This is a genomic window from Nonomuraea sp. NPDC050643 (assembly GCF_040654715.1).
Lineage (GTDB): Bacteria > Actinomycetota > Actinomycetes > Streptosporangiales > Streptosporangiaceae > Nonomuraea.
In genome coordinates, this window is the sequence record NZ_JBFAIM010000037.1 from 18,954 (window position 1) to 40,960 (window position 22,007).

Below are 22,007 nucleotides of genomic sequence, written 5' to 3' on the forward strand. Positions count from 1 at the left end.
GTGACGGCATGACCGATCCGCGATTCGACGGCATCGTGCGGCCGTCCGCCGTGCTCCCCGACGCGCGGGAGGCGCTGCTCCAGGCGCCGCACGGCCCCGACAACCACGCCGCCAACCTGCTCCGCGGCCCGGAAGGCGACCTGCTGTGCTGCTGGTTCAGCGGCCCCCAGGAAGGCGACCCCGGCACCAACGTGGTCCTCGCCCGTCTGAGCGGCGACCGGTGGGAGGAGCCCGTGCTCATCGCCACCGACCCGCTGCGCAGCGAGCAGAACCCGGTGCTGTTCGACGGCGGCGACGGCCTGACCTGGCTGCTGCACACCTCCATGGAGCCGCACGACCAGACGACGGCACACGTCGTGGCCCGCACCTCGGCCGACGCCGGCCGTACGTGGAGCGAGCCGCGCGTGCTGTTCGCCGAGCCGGGCTTCTTCGTCCGGCACCCACCGCTCGTCCTGGACGACGGGACGTGGCTGCTGCCCGCCTACCACTGCGGGACCTCGGGGGACCGCAGCGTCGTCGCGGTCAGTGCGGACGGCGGGCGCACCTGGGACGAGCACCAGGTCCCCGGCAGCGGCGACCTGGTCCAGATGACGATCGCCCGGCGGCCCGACGGACGGCTGCTGGCGATGTTCCGCGACCGGCGGGCGGGGCGGATCCACTCCGCCACCTCGGCCGACGGCCGCACCTGGTCCGCGCCGGAGCGGACCGGCCTGCCGAACAATGACTCCTCCGTCCAGCTCACGAGGCTCGGCGACGGCCGGCTCGCGCTCGTCTACAACGACGCGAGCCTGGAGCGCGACCAGTTCAGGTGGGTGACCAAGAACGGGCAGCGACGCAGAAAGGCGCTGCGCACCCCGCTGGTCGTCGCCGTGTCGGAGGACGGCGGCGCGAACTGGCCCTACCGGCGGGTCCTACAGGACTCCGATTCCGAGTATTGGCAGAACGAGCTCGGCTATTCCTATCCGAGCGTCGTCGACGGCGGAGACGGGCGGCTGCACGTCGCCTTCTCCTATCTGCGGAAGACCATCAAATATCTGGAGATTGGCAGCTGATGAAAATTCGACAAAGCGTTTTATACGGCGCTTTGGCGGTGGCGGTCGGCATTCCGTCGTACGTGGCCGGCCAGGACAAGGGCGAGGTGCGGGTGGAGCCCACCGGCTCGTACGCCTGCCGCCAGGACGTCGCCGCCCCCGACCCGAACGTCCCCAAGGTGCACGCGGCCGCGATCGCGCAGGCGCCGCAGGGCGACATCCTGACCGTCTACTACGGCGGGACCTCGGAGGGGGCCGCGAACCAGGCGCTCTACCTGTCGCGCCTGGCGGCCGGCAAGCGGACCTGGTCCAAGCCCGAGGTGGTGTTCGACGAGCCGGGCAAGGCCGACGGCAACCCGGTGCTGTGGTCGGACGGCAAGCGCCTCTACCTGTTCTTCGTGACGATCGAGGGGCACGGCTGGGAACAGGCGCCGATCCGGCTGATCACCTCCGACGACGGCGGCCACACCTGGAGCGACCCCGCCTACATCCGCAGGGAGTGGGGCTGGATGGTCGGCACCAACCCGATCAAGATGTCGAACGGCGAAGTGCTGGTGCCGATCTACGACGAGGCGGAGTCCAGCTCCGGCTTCTACGTGTTCAGCCCGGACATGAGCACGTGGAAGGCCTACCCGGAGGAGCACACGAGCTGGATCAAGACGGCGAAGAGCTCGATCCAGCCGACCGTGGTGGAGGTGGAGCCGGGGCGGCTGGTCGCGTACATGCGGACCGGTGACGGCGCGATCTACAAGAGCGAGTCCACCGACTTCGCGCGCACGTGGAGCGCGCCCGTGGCCGAGCCCATCGGCAACCCGAACTCGCGCATCGCCGCGCTCAGGCTGGACAACGGCAAGCTCGTGCTGGCCTACAACCCGTGGGTCGAGCACCGCTCCCCCATGCGGATCTCGCTGTCGCCCGACAAGGGGCGGACGTGGGAGAACTCGGTGGACGTCGAGGCGCAGTCGGGGCCGCAGTTCACTTATCCGATCATGACGCAGAGCCGCGACGGCTTCATTCACATGGTCTATTCCTACAACCGCAACAACATCCGGCACGTCGTGTTCAACGAGCAGTATCTGCGTGACTCCGTCGGCCTGCTGTCGAATTGGCCCGAGCACACCATCACCGAATTCAAGAACGGCGTCCGGCGGAATGTCGTGCGTCAGTGCGGTTACACGCCTGCCAAGGGGAGCGAATGATGAAGAAGGTTCGTGGGCTCGCACTGCTGGCGCTGGCGCTGAGCGTCACCGCCGCTCCCGCCAACGCCACCGCGGCGGCCTGTAAGGACGTGCCGAACAAGAACAACGCGCCGTTCAGCGTCTGTGACGACGAACTGTTCGTCTTCGCGGCCAACTACAAGCCGTTCGAGGCGACCGTCGACGAGAACCAGCAGGGTTCCAAGGTGTTCGACGAGGTCATCGGCAACAAGCTGCGGGCCGCGTTCCCCGGCGTCAAGATCAAGTACGCGACCTGGGACCTCCCGGTGCGCTACGAGGATCTCAAGAAGGCCGGGGTCACTCCCGACATCGTCCTGGAGGACCCCCGCTCGCGCATCGACCGCGACCTGGAGCCGCTCGGCTGGGTCGGCGACCTGACGCCGTCGCTGCAGCAGGCGGGCATCGACCTCGGGACGCTCAACAAGGCCGCCGTCGAGCTGGTCAGGTCGCGCTCCGACGGCGGGATCTACGGGGTGCCGATCTTCATCGACGAGCACGTGCTGCTCTACAACAAGAAGATCTTCGACAGGTTCCGGGTGCGGTACCCCAAGGCCGGCACGACGTACGACGAGGCGTACAAGCTGGCCAAGCAGCTGACCAGGGACGAGGGCCTGGACCACTACAAGGGCTACATGCAGCACCCCGACCAGTATCTGGAGTTCAACCAGCTCGGCCTCTACCCGTTCCAGCCCACCACGAGCGAGAACCCCGCGCCCGAGGACGTCAAGGTCGACATCACCAGTGACGGCTGGAAGCAGTACGTCGAGAACCTGTACCGCTTCCTGACGATCCCGCGCAACGAGTTCACCACCGTCACCGACTTCTTCAAGGGGGACATGAGCCGTCCCGGCCACCTGGCCATGGCGGTCGAGACGCTGTCCCGGCTGAACATGTACGCGGGCCGCGAGCTGTTCATCGAGGACGGGGACGAGGCGGCGTTCGCCGAGCAGGCCAAGAGCGTCGACATCGGGGTCGCCTCGGTGCCGGTGCTCAAGCGCGGCTCCAAGACGGTCTACCAGCCGAACACGCGGGCCGCGTTCATCCCGCCGGCGGCCCCGCACAAGGACCAGGCACTGCAGATCGTGAAGTGGCTGGTGTCGGAGGAGGCGCAGACCGAGCTGTCCAGGCAGGGCATCAAGGCCGTGCTGCAGACCGAGAACGTGGTGTCGAACTTCGGCAAGAGCGTCCCCGAGCTGGCCAAGCTGGACACCTCGGCCGTCTACTGGGGCGAGAACGCCTCGGTGTCGAACTACCAGAACACCGAGTTCTGGGACCTGCCGCTGTACACGGTCTTCCGCCAGCACGTGCTGCGCGACGGCATGACGTCCGAGCAGTCGCTGACCGTCTCCCAGCAGCAGGACATCCCCAACTACATCAAGGCGCAGGCCGCCGCAGGGAAGGACTGGTAACCCTGTCTCCCACCGTGGAACGCTGGGGCGTCCACGAGCTCGAGCTGGCCGGGCCGGCCGGCGGCAACCCCTTCGCGGAGGTTCGCCTGTCGGCCCGGTACCGCTACCGCAGCCGCATCGTCGAGGCCGAGGGCTTCTACGACGGTGACGGTGTCTACCGCGTCCGGTTCATGCCGGACGCGGTGGGCCGCTGGAGCTACGTGACGGTCAGCGATGTGAGTGAGCTGGACGGGCACACGGGCGCCTTCGAGGTGACCCCCGCCGCCGAGGGCAACCATGGTCCGGTACGGGCCGTGGGCACCGGGTTCGCGTACGCGGACGGCACGCCGTACCTGCCGTTCGGCACGACCGCGTACCACTGGACGCACGACATGGACGAGGACCGCGAACGCCGGACGCTGGCGACGCTGGCGGGCTCGCCGTTCAACAAGCTGCGCATGTGCGTGCTGCCGACCGGGCAGATGGCGCCGCCCGAGGTGCCGTTCGCCGGGGAGGACCCCGGCGGGCTGGACCTGACCCGGTTCAACCCGGTGTTCTTCCGGCACCTGGAGTCCTGCGTCCGCGACCTGCTGGACCTGGGCGTCGAGGCCGACGTGATCCTCTTCCACCCGTACGACGGGGGCCTGCGCGGCATCGAGGACATGGGCCGCGAGACGGACCACGCCTACCTGCGGCACGTCATCGCGCGGCTGGCGGCGTACCGGAACGTGTGGTGGTCGGCCGCCAACGAGTACGACTTCAACCGGGCCAAGACCGTCGACGACTGGGACGACATCCTGCGCACGATCCAGCGGCTGGACCCGTACGAGCACCTGCGCTCGATCCACAACGGGACCCGCATGTACGAGGTCGCGACCCTGTACGACAACACCAAGCCCTGGGTGACCCACCACAGCGTGCAGCACTGGGACGTCACGCTGACCGACTCCTGGCTGCGGGACTGCCCGAAGCCGGTGGTGCTCGACGAGATCTGCTACGAGGGCAACATCGGCAGGCGCTGGGGCAACGTGACCGGCGAGGAGCTGGTGGACCGGTTCTGGGAGGGCATGACGCGCGGCGGCTACGTCGGGCACGGCGAGTCGATGACCGGCTTCCAGGAGCGGGCGTGGATCGGCAACGGCGGCGGCCTGCACGGCGAGAGCCCCGCCAGGATCGCCTTCCTGCGGCGGATCATGGAGACGCGCCGCGACGGCACCTTCCTGCGCTATCTGGGACGGCGGCAACCGGCCTCCGTCACGGTGGAGCTGCCGCCCGGCGACGGCTACGGCGTCGAGCTGATCGACGCCTGGAACATGACGATCACCCCGGTCGACGGGGTGCACCGGGACCGGGTACGCGTGGGGCTGCCGCGCCGGCCGTACCTGGCGCTGCGGATGACGAGGACATGATGATCTTCAATTCCCTGGGGACCACCGCGTTCGGCTGGCACCTGCAGGACGAGAAGCGGCGGGCCCGGACCCTCGCCACGCTGGCGTCGTCGCCGTTCGACCGGGTGCGGATGGCGGCGCTGGCGACCCGCTGCACGCTCGACTCGCTGGAGGAGCGGGTGGCGGAGCTGGCCGGGATCGGCGTGACGGCCGAGCTGGTGCTGCTGCGCCCCGACGACGGCATCACCGACGTGGAGGCGGCGGCCCGCTACGTGGCGGAGGTCGTGCCCCGGCTGACCGTCCACCCCAACGTGTGGTGGTCGCTGACGGACTCCCCCGGTGATCTGCCGGGTCTGTCCGAGCACGACTGGGTGCGGCTGGCCGACCTGGTCGCCGAGGAGGATCCTGGGCACCATCCCCTGTCGATCACCGTCGAGGCCGGGTCGCCGCTGCTGTGGCGGCGCTCGTTCACGCACGGGAGCGTCCGCGCGCCCAGCCCGCGGGACGCCTGGACGCGGACGCGCGACCACCACAAACCGGTGCTGATGGACATGTGCGGCTACGAGGGCGACGCCGACGACCCGTGGCTGAGCCTGACGGCCGAGGAGGTCGTGGCCCAGGCGTGGGACGGCGCGGTGCGGCGGCGGTGCGTGACGCACGGGGAGGCGTACCTGGACGACGACGGGCTGACCTGGTCCTCCGCCGGCGGCACACTGGTCGGCGGTGCGGTGTCCCGGCTCGCGCTGCTGCGCACGGTGCTCGCCACGGTGCCGGCCGAGGCGGCCTACCGCGACCGGGACGCGCCGATGCTGGAGGTGCCGGGCGAGTTCTACCTGGAGTTCTGCGGGGAGCATCGCTTTCCGCAGCGCGAGTACGACGTGCCCGCCGGGCGGTACGAGGTCGAGGTGATCGACACGTGGGAGCCGACGGTCACGCCGTGCGGGGTGCTGGAGGGCCCGACGGTGACGGTCCCCCTGCCGGGGACGGTCGGGCAGGCCGTACGGCTGCGGCGGCTCCCATGACGGCGACCGCGTCGCCGCTGCTCACCTCCATCGCCGAACCCGGCGGGAAGATCGTCGAGGTGGTGGCCGGCAGGGACGGCTCCGAGGTGCGGCTCAGCCGGCGCGACATGAAGGGCGCGCACCTCCGGGCGCCGCTGCGCGGCCTGCTGACCGCTTCGACGGGCCGCCCCTGGCGCCTCGAACCAGCCGACCCCGACTCCATCCACCTACCGAACCCCAACCCCACCCACCTACCGAGCCCCGGCTCCTCCCACCTACAGGACCCCAGCTCCTCCCACCTACCGAGCCCCGGCTCCATCCTCCTGCCGGGGGCCGACGGCGGCGGCGCGGTGGGGGCGGGTGGGATCGTGGTGGTGGCGGCGCGGGCCGGGGCGCTCGGCGCGCGGTTGGAGCTGGCCTTCACCACCGACGGCCTGCTCACCCTCACCACCACCTGGCGCAACGACTCCGGCCACCCGGTCACCGACGTGGCGGCCGGCCTCCTGCTCCCCCTCCCCACCGACGACGCCCACGTGACCATGCCCGGCGTCCTCTACAACGACAATCCGTCCTCCGACCCTGGCCGCCCGGTGCCACACCTCGGCGACGGCGTCGTGGTCGAGGAGCACCGCCTGCCCATCCCCGCTGTGAACGCCGCCTGGGACGACCGTTACGTCAGCCTCTTCGCCCACCCGGAGCCCGCCCGCACCCCGGACGGCACCGTCGCCTACGGCTCGCTCGGCCTCGTCAGGACGCCGGGGCTCACGGTGGCCGCCCTGACGGGGGTGATCATGTTCGACGGCGAGACGGACGTCTGTTACGTCAGCAAGGCCGAGGTGGCGGATCGGCCGATCGGCTACCGGGACCTCGCCCCGGGAGAGACGATCACCACCCGCCACACCCTGGACTGGGGCCCGGTGGAGCCGCGCGGCCTCGGCTTCAGGAAGCTCGTCCACACCGGGCTGTACGACGAGCCGGGCACCGGGCCGCTGTCCACCGACGATCTCATCCGGCTCAAGACCACCGCCATGGACGCGCGCTGGGACGGCGACGGCTACCTCGCCTACGAGGGCACCCGCCATGGCCGCCCTCGCGCGTACCTGTACGGCTGGACGGGCCAGTGCATGAAGCTGGCCCGCTGCGACGCGATGCTCGGCCTGGAGCGCGGCGAGCCGGAGCGGGTCGAGCGGGCCCGCCGCGCCGCCGGCTTCTACGTGGAGGGCAGCGCCACGCCCGTACGCGGCCTGCGCCACGGCCGGTACCTGCGCGACGAGGGCACGTGGGAGATGTTCCGCAAGGACGGCGCCGCGTTCGTCTCCAGCCGGGCCCACGGCGAGACCATCGCCGACCTGGCCGAGCTGGCGCTCCAGTTCAGGGAGGCGGGTCTGGAGGTGCCGCCGGAGTGGGAGGAGGCGGTGGAGGACGCCGCCGCGCTCTTCTGGCACACGAGGCTGCCCGAGGGCATCGTCCCGCTCGGCTGGACCCCGGAGGGCACACCGGTCACGCGCATGGTCACCGCGGCCGGGGGCGCGTGCGTGCAGGCGATGCTGGGGGCGTACCGGCTGAGCGGCGAGCGGGTGTGGCTGCTGCGAGCCGAGGAGGTGCTGAGCCGTTATCACCGGCTGCACGCGGCCACGTTCGAGCGGCCGTTCGCGCACGCCACCCTGGACGCCTCCGGCGAGGACAAGGAGGCCGGGATGTACTACTTCCAGGCCGCCTTCGACCTCTACCGGCTCACCGGCCGCGAGCTGTACGCGCAGTGGGCGGAGGCGGCGGCCGACTGGCTGCTGACGTTCGTGTACGTGTGGTCACCGGAGTTCGACGCGGGCAGCACGTTCGCGCGGCGCGGGTTCAAGGCATGCGGCTGGCCCACGGTGAGCGTCCAGAACCACCACCTCGACGTGTTCTTCCCGACCTCCGAGCTCCTGGAGTTCGGCCTGGCCACCGGCAGGCCCTGGTACGCGGCGCGGGCCGAGGCGATCCTGCGCGCCATGGGCCAGGGCGTCAGTCAGGAACCCGGCGACTGGGGCTTCGCGACGCCGGGAGAGCAGGGCGAGGGCTTTTTCCAGACGAACTGGCAGCGTACCGGCGAGGCGAACACGTGGAACCCGTCGTGGGTGATCGCGCTGCCGCTGTACCACGCGCTGCGCATGAGGAAGGTGCGATGACCGAGGAAGAGGCCTGGCGGTACGCGGACGAACTCCGCGAACGGGTCCGCCCGCCGGAGTTCCCCGACCGCTGGTTCGACGTCACCTCCTACGGGGGCGGAGACACGTGGACCGAGGCGTTCCGCGCCGCCATCCAGGACTGCCACGAGGCGGGCGGCGGGCATGTGCGCGTACCGCCCGGCACGTACCCGACGGGCGCCATCCACCTGCTCAGCAACGTGGACCTGCATGTCGAGGAGGGCGCCCGCATCCTGTTCAGCACCGATCCCGCCGACTACCTGCCGGCCGTCTTCACCCGCTTCTCGGCCATCGAGTGCTACAACTACTCGCCCTTCATCTACGCCTACGGCCAGGAGAACATCGCGATCACCGGCGCCGGTGTCCTCGACGGCCAGGCCGGGCCCGAACACTGGTGGCCGTGGGTGGGGACGCCGGAGTTCGGCTGGCGCCCCGGCATGCCGCACGAGGCCGAGGACTGGGCCGAGCTGCAGCGCATGGCGGCGGACGGTGTCCCGGTCGAGGACCGCGTCTTCGGCGCGGGCCACTATTTCCGGCCGAACATGATCCAGCCGTACCTGTGCCGCAACGTGCTCGTGGAGGGCGTACGGATCGTGCGCTCCCCTATGTGGGAGATCCACCCCGTGCGGTGCGAGAACGTGCTCGTCCGGAACGTGTCGATCCACTCGCGCGGCCCCAACAACGACGGCTGCGACCCCGAGTCGTGCCGGTCGGTGGTCATCTCGGGGTGCGTGTTCGACGTGGGCGACGACTGCATCGCCATCAAGGCGGGACGGGGACCCGACGGGCGGCGGGTGGGGGTGCCGTGCGAGGACGTACTGATCGAGGACTGCGACATGCGCTACCGGTACGGGTCGGTCGCCATCGGCACGGACACCACCGGCGGGATCAGGAACGTGTTCGTGCGGCGGTGCCGGTGGGGCGGGGCCGGACTGTACTTCGGGCTCTACATCAAGACGAACTCGGTGCGGGGCGGGTTCGTGGAGAACGTGTTCGTGGACGATGTCGAGATCAGCGAGCTGACCAAGGAGGCCGTGTCGATCGACCTGTACCACGGTGACGGCCACAACGGGGACGACCCTCCGCCGGTGCGCAACATCAACGTGGCGAGGGTGCGCAGCGACCGGACGCGGAGCGCGTACCTGCTGCGGGGGTATCCGGAGCAGCCACTGCGGGACGTGACGATCAGGGACAGCACGTTCGCACGGGTGGAACGAGCGGACGTGGCCGACGACGTGGAGAGACTCTCGATCAGGAACGTCACGGTGGGCGAGCACTGAGTGGGGATGGTCGCGAGGCGCGCACGGATCCTGGGCGAACAAGGGAAGCGCTGCCGGCGAATATGGCTCCACTGCCAGTTGATGCTTCACCAACGCCTTCAGATGGCTATTGGGAGGTGGTGAACCTCCGGCGGGTACGACCGTCGTGCTGAGCGCCGTGTGTGCTGGTGTGTTCGGGGGTCAGTGCATTGGGGTCCAGATGGTCATTGGGCCCGCCCCTCTGTTCGCCCACGCGTAGTACGGGATGAACGTGAGGTCGACCGGGCCCATGTGCTCCGGTTCACGGGGAGCGGCGGCGGTGCGGTACGGGAAGCCGCCGTCCTCCTCCCGGTGCGCATGGGCCCGGCCGCGTGCGGTGACCGGCACGACGTCGGTGGGCAGGCCGCTCAGCGCCGGTCCGTCGCGCAGGTCGGGACCGGCCAGGCACAGGTCGTCCACGACGATCCCCGGGTGGTCGGTCTGCTCCAGGCAGTAGACGAGCGGGCCCCGCTCCACCGCGACCTGCCCGCGCGCCACGTCCAGCCGGGGTACGGCGGCCGTCAGCCGGGGGCGTACCCCGAGGTCCAGGGCGAGGCGGTCGCCCGGCCGCCACGCGCGCCGGACGCGGTGGTAGGTGCCGGGCTCGGCGTCGGTGGCCGCCGGGTCGGCCCATGAGGGGATGCGGGCCGAGAGGGTCCACGGGTGGACGGGGGTCTCGCGGACCACGATCTCGACGCGGCCGTCCCAGGGGTAGTCCGTCTCGACCTCCAGCAGGACCTGGCCGGCGCGGACGGTGCCGCCGGCGTACAGGTGGAGCTGGACGCCGTCGCCGTCCTGGGTGGCGACGTAGTGGTCGAGGGAGGAGAGCAGGCGCATCACGTTGGGCGGGCAGCAGGCGGTGCCGTACCAGTCCTGGCGGCCTCGGGCGGCGGCGCGGCGGTCGTCCGGGTTGGCGCCGGCGCGCACCCTGAGGGCGTTGACGTAGAAGAAGCGGTCGCCGTCGAGCGAGATGCCGGGCAGGACGGCGTTGTGGAGGGTGCGTTCCATGAGGTCGGCGTAGGCGGGCTCGCCGGTGGCCAGGAGCATGCGCCACGACCACTGCACGCTGCCGATGGCGGCGCAGGTCTCGCAGTAGGCGGTCTCGGGGGCCAGTTCGTGCGGGCCGCCGAACTGCTCGCCGTACCAGACGGAGCCGAGGCCACCGGTCAGGTACGTCTTCGTCGCCACCATGTCGCGCCACTGGCGGCCGAGTGCGGCGAGCAGGTCGGCGTCGGCGGTCTCGGCGGCGACGTCGGCCGCCCCGGCGGCGAGGTACACGGCGCGGACCGCGTGCCCTTCGACCGTGGTCGCCTGCCGCAGCGGCACGCGGTCCTGGCGGATGCCGGGCCCGTGGTGGCCTTTGAGCGGGAGCCGCTCGTGGCCGCGGGTGGTGACCATGCGGGTGGCCAGGTCGAGGTAGGCACGCGTCCCGGTCTCCCGGTAGAGCTCGGCCAGGGCCGTCTCGATCTCCGGGTGCCCGTCGAGCGCGTCCGGCGGCAGGTCCTTGACCAGGTGGTCGGCGAAGCGGGTGGCCACGTCGAGGAGGGTGCGGTCGCCGGTGGCGCGGCCGGCGGCGACGGCGGCCTGCATGAGGTGGCCCGCGCAGTAGAGCTCGTGGCTGGAGGCCAGGTCGGAGTAGCGTTCGCGGCCGGTGAGCTGGGTGTGGGTGTGCAGGTAGCCGTCGGCGCGTTGCGCGCCCGCGACCAGCTTCGCCGCCTCCGCGTACGGCCCGGCCAGGCTCTCGTCGTCGCCCCTGCCGCGCTCCCAGGCCACGGCCTCCAGCCACTTGTAGACGTCGGAGTCGGCGAAGACCTTGCCGCGGTGCTCCCCTCCGGCACCGCGGGCGGCCAGCTCCAGGTTGGCGAACGCGCCGGACTCGCGGATCCGCCGGCCGCCCAGCGGGATCGTGACCTCGCGGTTGACCCGCTGCCGAGCACCCCAGAAGCCACCCTGGATGCGCCCTCCGGAGGCGGGGCGAAGGGCCACCGCCGCCTCGGGGCGCGGCCGCACCACCGAATCATCGCTCATGCCTTCATCCTTACCCAGAACGATATATCCAACAAGATATGAATATTTATGCGCATCTTGACGGGCCCTCCCGGCCGACGCAGGCTGTCTATGCACCTATGAATATTTATTTAAGGGATGGTCATGCCTGAGATCCCCGACACGGTGTTGCTCGAAGAACGGGCCGAGCTGGCGATGAACGCCGTGGCCGGCCTGCCCGACGAGGACATGGACGGCATTCCGTACTTCAGCGCCGACCTGCTGGCCCGCCCCGCGACGCTGCACCACGGCGACTGGGACTACGGCTCCAGCCACGGCCGGTTACTCGACGCCTCCCTGCTCGCCAGGCACATGACGGGCAAGGACACGTGGCGGGAGGTCGAGGACGGGTTCAGGCGGCGGCTGATCGGGTTCTTCGGCGACGACGGGCTGAGCTACCGCCTGGCCCGCCCCGAGGTCGGCTGGCCGGCCAACGCCAACCTCATCGACCAGCGGGCCGTGCTGCTGTCGCTGACCACGTCGTACGTGTCGGACGGCGACCCGGAGGTCAGGCGGGTGGCCGACCGGCACGTGGCCGCGCTGAAGCGGATCGCGATCAAGGAGCGGGACGTCTGGTTCTACCCCGCCTCCGAGTACACCCCCGGCGGCTGGCCCTCCCCCAACGCGATCGCGCTGCACCTGGCCCCCGACCCGGCCTCGTTCAGCGGCCGGTTGATCATGCCGCTGCTCCGCTACCACCAGGCGACCGGCAACGAGGACGCGCTGGAGCTGTGCGGGTGGTTCGCCCGGCTGATCGTCGAGAAGAGCGGCGTCTTCCACGAGGACGGCGCCTTCAACCCGGCACGTGCCTACCGCAGCGGCCACTTCCACACCCGCCTGGGCACCCTGGAAGGGCTCGCCCGGTACGCCCGCCACACCGGCGACCACGAGCTGACCGCGTTCGTCCGCCGCTCCTACGACTGGGCCCTCGGCCAGGCCACGGCGTTCGGCTGGACCCCCGGCGACCTGGCCGACCAGCGCTACGAACACGAGAGCTGCTCCCTGGTCGACCTGATCGGCACCGGCACCACGCTCGCCCGCGCCGGCCACACCCGCTACTGGGGCGTGGTGGAGCGGTTCCTGCGCAACCACCTGGTGGAGTCGCAACTGCTCGACCTGAGCTGGGTGGAGTCCGCCCCCGACACCTCGGGCGACAGGCCGGGCTGGACCACCCACGTACGGGTGGGCGAGCGCGTACGCGGCGCGTTCGCCGGCTACGGCGCCCCCAACGACTTCGTCTGCGACGTCGAGCTGGGCCGCGGGCACACCGCCGACGTGCAGGCGTGCTGCGTGGGCTCCGGCGTCCGCGGCCTGTTCTGGGGCTGGAACTCGATCGTCACCGCCGACGACCGCGTCACCCGCGTCAACCTGCTCCTGACCAGGGCCACCCGGCAGGTCACGGTGCTCAGCCACCTCCCCCACGAGGGCCGGGTCGACCTGGACGTGCACGAGGACCTGCGGGAGCTGCGGATGCGGGTGCCCGACTGGGCCGGGTACGCCAAGGTCCGCGTCGACCGGCCCCAAGGCGGCTTCGACGGGACCCAGGCCGGGGCGTGGGCGCCGGACGGCTATCTGTCGATCCCCGCGCCGCGCGGGGGCGAGCGCGTCACGGTCACGTTCCCGGTGCCGGAGACGGCGAGCACGGAGGTCGCGGCGGGCCGCGAATACCAGGTGCGCTGGCGGGGCGACGACGTCATCGGGATCAGCCCCGAGGGCACCGCCCGGCCGATGTACAGCGGGCGCAAGGTCCATCCCACCGCCCCCCGCCGTTCGTACGAGCTGACCTGCCCCGCGAAGGAGTGGACCTGGTGACCTGGACCCTGCCCGACACCCCGGCGGCCGAGACGCTGCGGCCGTACGACCTGCGTTGCGAGCACCTGGCCACTCCCTCGGGGATCGGCGTGGCCGTGCCGAGACTGAGCTGGCGCCTCGCCTCCGACCGGCGCGGCGACGCGCAGGCCGCCCGCCGCGTGCGGGTCACCGGCCCCGGCGGCGTCCTGGCCTGGGACAGCGGCTGGATCGAGGACGAGGACGTCAGCGCCGACTACGGCGGCGCACCCCTGACGTCGTTCGCCCGCTACGCCTGGCAGGTCGAGGTGCGCCCGGCGGACGGCCCCGCGACGGCGGCGGAGTCGTGGTTCGGCACCGGCGTGCTGCATCCCGACGAGTGGCGGGCGGCGTGGATCGGGCACGACCCGGAGACCGAGCCGCCGTTCGAGCCGCCCACCGACGACCCCGAGCCCCGCGGCGCGCGCACCGCCCACCTGCCCGCGCCCCGGTGTTTCCGGACCGAGCTCGCCCTGTCCCCGGCGACCTCGGTCCGGATCGCCTGCACCGCCCGCGGCCTGTACGAGCTGCGCGTCAACGGCCACCGGGTCGGCGACGGCGAGCTGACGCCGGGCTGGACCGACTACCGGCAGCGCGTCCCGTACCAGGTCCACGACGTCACGGACCTGATCGGCGACGGGCCCGCCTGCGTGGGCGCGGTGCTGGCGGACGGCTGGTGGTCGGGCAGCCTGGGCTGGGACGGCCGGCGCCAGGCGCAGCACTACGGCCGGGACCCGCAGCTCCTCGTCCAGATCGTGGCCGACCACCCGGACGGCTCGCGCACGGTCGCCGGCACGGACGAGGGCTGGCGCGAGAGCACCGGGCCGCTGCGCTACGCCGACCTGCTGATGGGCGAGTGGTACGACGCCCGCCTGGAGCACGACGGCTGGGACCTGCCCGGCTTCGACGACAGCGCGTGGGCGCCCGCCCGGGTCGTGGACACCGGCCACGGCGTCCTGGTGCCCACGGCCGCCGAGCCGGTGCGGGTCACCGAGGAGCTCCGGCCGGTGTCCACGAGCGAGAGCGGCGGCCGTACCGTCGTGGACCTGGGCCAGAACATCGCGGGCCGGGTACGCCTGACGCTGCGCGGCGCGGCGCGAGGCGACCGCGTCACGCTCAGGCACGGCGAGGCCCTGACCGACGACGGCGCCCTCTACACCGCCAACCTGCGATCGGCCGAGGCCACCGACCACTACGTGGCGGCGGGACGGCCGGAGGAGACGTACGAGCCGCGCTTCACCGTGCACGGCTTCCGCTACGTCGAGATCACCGGGGCCCCGGCCGACGTCGAGGTCACGGGCCGGGTGCTGCACTCGGACACGCCGGTCGCGGGCGAGTTCTCCTGCTCGGACGCCATGGTGCGGCAGCTCACGAGCAACCTGCGGTGGAGCCAGCGCGGCAACTTCGTGTCGGTGCCCACCGACTGCCCGCAGCGCGACGAGCGGCTCGGCTGGACGGCGGACGCGCAGGTGTTCCTGCCCACGGCCTGCTACAACGCCGACGTGGCCGCGTTCTTCACCGGCTGGCTGGCCGACCTGCGCAGCGCGCAGACCGCCGAGGGCGCGGTGCCGGACGTGGTGCCGCACGTGATGACCGGGCGGCACGGCACACCCGGCTGGGGCGACGCCGCGACGATCGTGCCGTGGCACCTGTACCACGTGTACGGCGACGAGCGGGTGCTGCGCGACAGCCTGCCGAGCATGCGGCGCTGGGTGGACCACGTCGAGCGGCACAATCCCGGCCTGATCTGGCGCACCAGGGTCGGCAGCCACTACGGCGACTGGCTGCAGGCGGGCGTGCGGACCTCCCGCGACGTGCTGGCCACCGCGTTCTTCGCGCTGAGCGCGGAGCTGACCGCGAAGGCGGCGGGGGTGCTGGGCGACAACACGGCGCGCGACCGGTACGCGGGGCTGCGGGCGCGGATCGGGGAGGCGTTCGCCCGGGAGTTCGTGGCGGCGGACGGGCGGATCACCGGCGACACGCAGACCGGCTACCTGCTGGCGCTCGCGTACGGGCTGGTCCCCGGGGAGCTCGTGCCGGCGGCCGTGGGGCATCTGGTGGCCGACCTGGAGCGGCGGGGGCGGCGGCTGACGACCGGGTTCGCCGGGGTGGGGCTGCTCGGTCCCGTCCTGTCGGAGCACGGGCGGCACGACCTGGCGTACGCGCTGCTGCACGACGACCGCTACCCGTCGTGGGGGTACTCGATCAAACGCGGGGCCACCACGATCTGGGAGCGGTGGGACGGCTGGACGGAGGAGACCGGGTTCGGCCCGGTCGCGATGAACTCCTTCAACCACTACGCGCTGGGCTCGGTCGGGGCGTGGCTGTACGGCGGGGTCGCCGGGATCGGCCAGGAGGAAGGGTCGGTGGGGTTCCGCCGGCCGCTCATCCGGCCGCTGCCCGGGGGGACGTTGCGGTGGGCGGAGGCCGCCCATGACACGCCTCTGGGGCGGTTGCGCAGCCGGTGGGAGGTGTCCGGGGGCGTGCTGCGGCTGGAGGTCCAGGTGCCGCCGGGGGCGCTGGCCACCGTCCACGTCCCCACCACGGACCCGTCGTCGGTACGGGAGTCGGGCGCGCCGGTGGACGGGGTCGCCACGGACTCCGCGCTGGTGTGCCGGGCCGGGTCCGGGCGTCATGTGTTCACCGCCGCATGGGAGCGGTGACCACGTGGGCCGCCGCCGCCGAACGGCTCGGCGGCGGCCTGCGCGACCTGACGGTACGGAACGTGGTCCGCACCACGGCCGGCGGCACCGGCCTGCGGGTGCGGCTGACCAACGCTTTCGGGGAGGAGGAGCTGAGCGTCGGGCACGCGTACGTGGGCGTACCTCGCACAGGACTCCGAGCGGCGGACCGGCGCTCCGGGCTCTGTGTGGGGGCGGCGCTTGAGCCGGGCTCGAACCGGAGGCTGACGTTCGGCGGGGTGCCCGAGGTGCGGCTCGCCCCGGGGGCGACGGTCCTCAGCGATCCGCTGCCCGGCCGGGTGCCGCCCCGGCAGCGCCTGGCCGTCAGCCTCTACCTCAGCGGCGACTGCCCCACCCTCACCGGCCGCAACCGCGCCACCGCCCCGGCCTGGCCGCCGCCCTCACGCGCGGTGGCCGAGCGGGAGCCCGCGCTCGCGCCCGCCTACCGGTCATCGCCCGGCGACCATGCCGCCGACGAGAGCGGGAACCCCTTCGTGGCGGAGTCGGCGAGCTGGCACTGGCTGGACGCCCTGACCGTCGTCCCACCCGAGCCGGTGCGGTGCGTCGCCGTGCTCGGCGACTCCATCGCCACCGGCGTCGGCTCCGAGGCCGGCCACGGCTGGCCCGACCTCCTGGCCGACCACGCCGCCTTCGCCGCGCCGTCATGGCCGCTCGCCGTCGCGAACGAGGGCGTGTCCGGCGGCCGGGTGCTGACGGCGGGCACCGGCCGCTCCGCCGAGGCGCGCCTGACCGCCGAGGTGCTGACCAAGCCCGGCATCGACACCGTGATCCTGCCGGCCGGCCTCAACGACCTCGGCCACGGCGCCCGCGCGGACGAGCTCATCGCCGCCTGCCGCCGCATCGTCGCCACCGCCCACGCCGCCGGGGTATGCGTGATCGGCGCCACGCTGACCCCGTTCGCCGGAGCCGAGTACCACACCGCCCAGGGGGAGCGGGCGAGGCAGGCGGTCAACTCGTTCGTCAGGGACGGCGGCGTGTTCGACGGGCGGGCCGACTTCGACGCCGCGCTCCGCGACCCCGCCGACCCGGCCCGCCTGCTCCCCCGCCACGACTGCGGCGACCACCTCCACCCGAGCGCGGCCGGCCACCGGGCGCTGGCCGAAGCGATCTACAGCGTGATCGCCGGCTCCGGCCGGTGAATCCCCCGGGGCCGGTACCCCAGGGCCCCGGACACCCCCAGGTAATCGGCCAGCAGCCAGATGATGGCCAGCCACATCTCCGTCCCCTGCAACCCGGGCCCGTTCCCCCCGGACAGGGCGAAGCTGAAGCCCGCGCCGTCGTGCCAGCCGCCCAGCGCGCGGACCAGGTTCTCCCGCGCCCACGCCTCCCCCTCGGCCCGCCGGTAGCGGGTCTGCCGGCCCAGCAGCCACAGGGGATGGATGACGTCGAGCACGTTGCAGGCGTTGCCGGTGTCGGGCCCGAAGTAGCGCGGGTCGCGGGCCTGGGCGAGCACGGTGTCCAGGGCCCGCTCCGGGTACGGCAACGGCAGCCCGAACTGCGCGAACGTCCCCCTCGTCAGCCGGTAGAACCCGTTGACCACCATCAGCCACCCCGAGCCGGAGTCCGGCTCGCCCCACATCCCGTGGGTCTGGCGGCAGCGGGTCAGCAGCCAGCCGAAGAGCGCCTCCCTCTCACCGCCCGGCCCGAAGGAGAGGTTGCGGTAGAGCCCGGTGCCGATCGCGTCCACCACCGAACCGGCCGTCCACGCCTCCCGCGCCCAGTCCAGCCCGTCGAGGGTGGCGATCAGCTCCTGCGAACCGAGGCCGCCGACGGCGTGCACCGGGTGCCGGAAGCCGGTGCCGAGCAGGTCGAGCGCGTATCCGACGCACAGCACGTGGTAGGCGGTCACGCCCTCCAGTTCGGGCACGCCGGAGGCGCCGAGCTCGGGGACGAGGCCCGTGGCCGGGTCCTGGCGGTCCCGGAGGAACGTGACGATCTCCTCGCGGGCCGGGGCCGGGGGCGGGCCGCCGAGGAGCAGGTCGGCGATCTCCACCGCGTCGCACCAGGCGCGCACGGTGGGCTGGGCGCCGGGGCGGTCCACGTACCGGTCGCCGGTCCAGCAGCGGGCGAGCAGCACCCCGGCCTGCTCCTTGGCGCGGCCGGCGAACTCGGCGAGCAACTCTTCGAGGTCGTCCGCCGCGCCACGCCCGACGGCGGGCCGCTCACGCGGGGCCGTCTCACGCGGGGCCGTCTCACGCAGGGCCGTCTCACGCAGGGCCGTCTCACGCAGGGCCGTCTCACGCAGGGCCGTCTCACGCGGGGTGCGGCGGTCGCGGATCTGGCGGGCCGGGTTGCCCGCGACCATGGCCCACGCGGGCACGTCCTTGGTGACGACCGCGCCGGCCCCGACGATGGCGTGCTCGCCGATCGTCACCCCGTCGAGCACGACCACGTTCGAGCCGATCCACACGTCGTCGCCGACCCGGATGCCCTTCGAGGTGATCGGCTGCCGGAACACGGGCCGGTCCGGCTCGGTCCCGTGGTTGAAGCCGAGCAGCGACGTGTGCGCCCCGATCCGTACGGCGTCGCCGAGCTCCACGCGCCCGCGTACGACGGCGTACGGGTTGATGGTGCAGTCGCTGCCCATGACGATGTCGTCGGTGACGTAGGCGTGGGCGGCGATGTAGCTGTGGTCGCCCATGCGGAGGCTGTCGGCGTAGACACCGGCCAGCGGCGAGACGAACACCTTCCCGGCCGCGTCGATGGCGATCCTGGACCGCAGCGCGTCCAGGTGCCGCTCCTGGGCGCGGCGGTCGTCGTCGGTCGCGTGGTCCCAGAACAGCCACGGGCACAGGTCGAACTTGGACGGTTCTGTCATGCGGGTCAGCATCCTCTCACAGCGGCGATTGTCATCGACCAGGTGTGCCGGCGGACCGGCAGCCGGTACCGCTCGGGCAGGGCGGGGCCGCAGGAGGCGCTGCCGATCCCCTGCTGGCCGTGGTCCAGGTTCAGCCACACGCGGCCCGAGTCGGTCAGGTCGTGGGGGCGGCGGGCGGCCTGGAGGGCCTCGCTGGTCCAGCGGCGGGCGGTGAAGTCGAGGTGCGGCTCACCGTCCACGCGCAGGGTCGGCAGGCCCTCGCCCGACACTTCGAGCCAGCGGGTCTCGACGTGGTTGCCGTTCTCCTGCGGGACGAGGTAGGGGGTCTGCAGGGCGTCGATGGAGCCGGTGTGGCGGCCGACGCGGGCGGCGGCGCGGCTGTCGGCGTACGACTCGCCGGGGCCGCGCCCGAACCAGGTGACGTCGGTGTAGCCGCCGGGCAGGGCGAACCTCGTACCGATGCGGGGCGGGCGCACGGTGAGGTGCCCGTAGGCGGTGTCGTGCCAGTCGCCGACGGGGTCGGCCTCGATCAGCAGGTGCAGCGCCCCGTCTCGCCAGCGGTAGGTGTACGTGGTGCGGAAGCCCAGGGTACGGGTGGCGGGCCCGCTCCGTCCCCGGACGACGATCGTGTGGTCGTCGGGCCGTTCGATCCCGCCGGCGCGCTGCAGGAACCGGTCGAGCCCCACCGCCTCCCAGTCGGCGGCCAGGGCGTTCCTGGGGCCCTGACCCCGGTCGTTCTCGGTGGGGGCACGCCAGACGTCGAACACGGGCCCGTCCAGCTCGACCTCGCCGACGCGCACCAGCCGTCCGGTCCCGCCGTCGAACACCGCCCCGCCCAGCAGCACCTCCCCCGCCCGGCGGGCGGACGCACCGGCGCCCAGGGCGCTCGGACGCGGTCGAGGGGTGCTGCCGAGGCGGGCCTGCCCGAAGGCGACCACATGACCGGCCGGAGCCCAGCGCGTGGCACCGGCCAGAACGGCCTCCACCGTGAGCCAGACCTCCCCGCCCACCCGTGAGCCACCCGACCCCGAACCACCCGACCCCGACCCACCCGGCCCCGACCCACCGCGCCTCGCCGTGACGCCCGCCTCCGGCAGTGGCACGCGCACCGCCGACCGCGCCGGGCAGTGCGGCACCGCCAAGGTCCCCGAGGCCCCGGCGATGCCGTCCGCCTCCACCCGCCACCGGAACTCCAGGTGCCCGAGCGAGACCACGTCGTGCTTGTTGGCGACGACGACCTCGTCCCCGTCCACCTCGATCCCCACCGGCTCGATGGCCTTGCGCAGCTCCGCCAGCCCCGGCGACGGCGTGCGGTCCGGGAACAGCAGCCCGTCCAGGCAGTAGCGCTCACCGTTCGGCTGGTGGTCGACGTCCCCGCCATGCCGGTAGTACCGCCGCCCCCGCTCGTCGAGCCCGGCCAGCCCGTGGTCGATCCACTCCCACACGAACGCCCCGCAGAACCGCTCGTACGACTCCAGGATCGCCTGGTAGTCGGCCAGCGACCCGGGCCCGTTGCCCATCGCGTGCGCGTACTCGCACAGCAGGAACGGCAGCCCCCGCCGCCGCACGTCGTCGTCCGACCCGGGCACGACCCCCTCGGGCGGCTCCTCCTTGCGCCGCCCGATGCGCTCCAGATCGTCCAGGGACGGGTACATCAGGCTGTAGAAGTCGGAGTGCCGGTAGAGGGGGTCACGCTCGTAGTGCAGCGGCCGGGTCGGGTCGCGCCGCCGGATCCACTCCTCGATCTCTCCGAACGCCGCCCCTGCGCCGCTCTCGTTGCCCAGCGACCAGACGACCACGCTCGGATGGTTCTTGTCGCGCTCCACCATGCGGCGGGCCCGGTCGAGCAGGGCGTCACGCCACATCGGCTCGGCGGGCGGGTTGCCCTCCCAGCCCGCGTAGATGAAGCCGTGGGTCTCGATGTCGCACTCGTCGACCACCCACAGGCCGTACTCGTCGCACAGCCGCAGGAACTCCGGATGCGGCGGGTAGTGGGCGGTGCGGACGGCGTTGACGTTGTGCCGTTTCATCAGCTCGATGTCACGGATCATGGTGTCGCGGTCGAGCGACCTGCCCCGGTCGGGGTCGTGCTCGTGCCGGTTGACGCCCCTGAACAGCACCGGAGCCCCGTTGATCAGCAGCCGGCCGCCGGCGATCTCGACCGTGCGGAAGCCGATCGCCAGCTCGATCGTCTCCCCGGCCGCCGACAGCGTTCCCCGGTAGAGGCGTGGGTGCTCGGCGCTCCAGGGTTCCACCGCCTCCAGCGTGACCTGCTCGCCCGTGGGCACGGAGATCCCGAGTTCGGGGACCTCCACCAACCCCGGCACGTCGGCGGTGACCAGCAGGGCGCCACCGCCGTCCCGGTAGGAGGCCCGCACGGTGAGGTCGTCGATGCCGTTCACCGGGCGGGCCAGCAGCTCCACGTCGCGGAAGATGCCCGGCAGCCACCACATGTCCTGGTCTTCCAGGTAGCTGCCGGTCGACCAGCGCTGCACGCGTACGGCCAGCAGATTGACGCCGGGCCGCAGCGCCTCGGTCACGTCGAACTCGAACGGCAGCCGACTCCCCTTCGAGTGGCCGAGCAGTTCCCCGTTCAGCCACACGGTGCCGCAGGAGTCGACGCCCTGGAAGCGCAGCACCGACCGGCCGGAGGGCCAACCGGGCGGCAGGTCGAAGCGGAGGCGGTAGTCGCCGGTGGGGTTGTCGTCGGGCAGGTACGGCGGATCGAGGGGGAACGGGTAGGCGGTGTTGGTGTAGAGCGGCCGGTCGTGTCCCTCCAGCACCCAGTGCGCCGGCACCCGGATCGTCTCCCAGTCGCTGTCGTCGAGCGCCGGGTCGGGCAACGCGGGGCCGGTCCCCCCGGCGGTGGCCGAGAGCCGGAAGCGCCACCGCCCGTTGAGCGACAGCCGGGGCGCGTCGGAGACGAAGTACGCCCGCGCCGCCCGCCGCCCCGACCCCGGTCCTGGATCTTCGTGGAAATCGACCATCCGCAGGTCCCCTCCGACGGAGATGAGACAAAACGTTTTAACCCTATAAGGACGACCTTTCATACACCAGATCTCAAATGCATTGACATCAGGCAGTGAATATATATATCATCCAGTA

The 22,007-nt window shown here is 72.2% G+C and carries 13 protein-coding genes; 10 read left to right on the forward strand and 3 right to left on the reverse strand.

The window, feature by feature from the left end; translation table 11 throughout:
• Nucleotides 1-8 precede the first annotated feature (8 nt).
• Genes AB0I15_RS38090 through AB0I15_RS38120 form a run of 7 tightly spaced genes read left to right on the forward strand, consistent with a single transcriptional unit; the run spans nucleotide 9 to nucleotide 9,491 of the window.
• A complete protein-coding gene (locus AB0I15_RS38090) occupies nucleotides 9-1,052 on the forward strand; it encodes a sialidase family protein (protein WP_358106875.1) in 1,044 nt (347 codons plus the stop codon).
• A gap of 38 nt (nucleotides 1,053-1,090) precedes the next feature.
• Complete coding sequence (locus AB0I15_RS38095; RefSeq protein WP_358106878.1) at nucleotides 1,091-2,230, forward strand: sialidase family protein; 1,140 nt, start codon at nucleotides 1,091-1,093, stop codon at nucleotides 2,228-2,230.
• Nucleotides 2,230-3,657, forward strand: coding sequence for an extracellular solute-binding protein (locus tag AB0I15_RS38100; RefSeq protein ID WP_358106881.1), 1,428 nt, complete (start codon nucleotides 2,230-2,232; stop codon nucleotides 3,655-3,657). Before AB0I15_RS38095 ends, AB0I15_RS38100 begins: the two co-directional genes overlap by 1 nt.
• 14 nt (nucleotides 3,658-3,671) lie before the next feature.
• Nucleotides 3,672-5,045 carry a DUF5060 domain-containing protein gene (locus AB0I15_RS38105; RefSeq protein ID WP_358106884.1) on the forward strand — a complete coding sequence of 458 codons (1,374 nt, stop codon included), beginning with the start codon at nucleotides 3,672-3,674 and terminating at the stop codon, nucleotides 5,043-5,045.
• Nucleotides 5,042-6,046 (forward strand): DUF5605 domain-containing protein, encoded by a 1,005-nt coding sequence (locus tag AB0I15_RS38110; RefSeq protein WP_358106887.1) that lies wholly within the window; start codon nucleotides 5,042-5,044, stop codon nucleotides 6,044-6,046. Before AB0I15_RS38105 ends, AB0I15_RS38110 begins: the two co-directional genes overlap by 4 nt.
• Nucleotides 6,043-8,193, forward strand: a complete 2,151-nt coding sequence (locus tag AB0I15_RS38115) for a hypothetical protein (RefSeq protein ID WP_358106890.1) — start codon at nucleotides 6,043-6,045, stop codon at nucleotides 8,191-8,193. Before AB0I15_RS38110 ends, AB0I15_RS38115 begins: the two co-directional genes overlap by 4 nt.
• Nucleotides 8,190-9,491, forward strand: coding sequence for a glycoside hydrolase family 28 protein (locus AB0I15_RS38120; RefSeq protein ID WP_358106893.1), 1,302 nt, complete (start codon nucleotides 8,190-8,192; stop codon nucleotides 9,489-9,491). The genes AB0I15_RS38115 and AB0I15_RS38120 overlap by 4 nt, the downstream gene beginning before the upstream one ends.
• Nucleotides 9,492-9,671: 180 nt before the next feature.
• Here the strand turns inward: AB0I15_RS38120 and AB0I15_RS38125 are convergent, their stop codons facing one another.
• Nucleotides 9,672-11,537: a beta-L-arabinofuranosidase domain-containing protein gene (locus tag AB0I15_RS38125; RefSeq protein ID WP_358106896.1), complete on the reverse strand. Its 1,866-nt coding sequence runs from the start codon at nucleotides 11,535-11,537 to the stop codon at nucleotides 9,672-9,674.
• A gap of 123 nt (nucleotides 11,538-11,660) precedes the next feature.
• Here AB0I15_RS38125 and AB0I15_RS38130 point away from each other — a divergent pair, with 123 nt between their 5' ends.
• Genes AB0I15_RS38130 through AB0I15_RS38140 form a run of 3 tightly spaced genes read left to right on the forward strand, consistent with a single transcriptional unit; the run spans nucleotide 11,661 to nucleotide 17,223 of the window.
• Nucleotides 11,661-13,367 carry a hypothetical protein gene (locus AB0I15_RS38130; protein WP_358106899.1) on the forward strand — a complete coding sequence of 569 codons (1,707 nt, stop codon included), beginning with the start codon at nucleotides 11,661-11,663 and terminating at the stop codon, nucleotides 13,365-13,367.
• Complete coding sequence (locus AB0I15_RS38135) at nucleotides 13,364-16,045, forward strand: family 78 glycoside hydrolase catalytic domain (protein ID WP_358106902.1); 2,682 nt, start codon at nucleotides 13,364-13,366, stop codon at nucleotides 16,043-16,045. Before AB0I15_RS38130 ends, AB0I15_RS38135 begins: the two co-directional genes overlap by 4 nt.
• Nucleotides 16,042-17,223: a GDSL-type esterase/lipase family protein gene (locus AB0I15_RS38140; RefSeq protein ID WP_358106905.1), complete on the forward strand. Its 1,182-nt coding sequence runs from the start codon at nucleotides 16,042-16,044 to the stop codon at nucleotides 17,221-17,223. The genes AB0I15_RS38135 and AB0I15_RS38140 overlap by 4 nt, the downstream gene beginning before the upstream one ends.
• On the opposite strand, the gene AB0I15_RS38145 is transcribed toward AB0I15_RS38140, so the two are convergent.
• Nucleotides 17,193-18,902: a DapH/DapD/GlmU-related protein gene (locus AB0I15_RS38145; protein ID WP_358106908.1), complete on the reverse strand. Its 1,710-nt coding sequence runs from the start codon at nucleotides 18,900-18,902 to the stop codon at nucleotides 17,193-17,195. The two genes, AB0I15_RS38140 and AB0I15_RS38145, sit on opposite strands and share 31 nt — an antisense overlap.
• A gap of 5 nt (nucleotides 18,903-18,907) precedes the next feature.
• Entirely contained in the window at nucleotides 18,908-21,889 is a 2,982-nt protein-coding gene (locus tag AB0I15_RS38150) for a glycoside hydrolase family 2 TIM barrel-domain containing protein (protein ID WP_358106911.1), read from the reverse strand.
• Between the last annotated feature and the right edge of the window lie 118 nt (nucleotides 21,890-22,007).